1 rRNA gene is annotated in these 402 nt (G+C 55.7%); it reads right to left on the bottom strand.

What is annotated here, in order from left to right:
• Positions 1 to 352, bottom strand: a 23S ribosomal RNA gene (locus V5E28_RS49185); the annotation flags it as partial.
• Between the last annotated feature and the right edge of the window lie 50 nt (positions 353 to 402).

Here is a 402-nt window from a genome sequence, read left to right as displayed (position 1 = left end):
CGAAGCGACGGCAGTCACTTCAAGAGGGTCCCACGACCCCGAACGTGCAACGCCTGCCGGCTATCACACACGCCCGGTTTAGCCTCATCCGCTTTCGCTCACCACTACTCACGGAATCACTGTTGTTTTCTCTTCCTACGGGTACTGAGATGTTTCACTTCCCCGCGTTACCACCAACCGCCCTATACATTCAGGCGGAGGCAACACCACATGACTGGTGCTAGGTTTCCCCATTCGGATATCCCCGGATCAACGTCTGGTTGGCGACTCCCCGAGGCTTAACGCAGCCTCCCACGTCCTTCATCGGCTCCTGATGCCTAGGCATCCACCGTGTGCCCTAAAAAACTTGGCCACAAAGATGCTCGCGTCCACTATGCAAATCTCAAACAACAAACAGCAACC

Origin of the sequence: Nonomuraea sp. LPB2021202275-12-8, from assembly GCF_037044575.1 — a bacterium.
In the GTDB taxonomy this organism is placed as follows: domain Bacteria; phylum Actinomycetota; class Actinomycetes; order Streptosporangiales; family Streptosporangiaceae; genus Nonomuraea.
The sequence above is the reverse complement of the archived record's forward strand: the minus strand, read 5'-3'. Positions and strand labels throughout refer to the sequence as shown.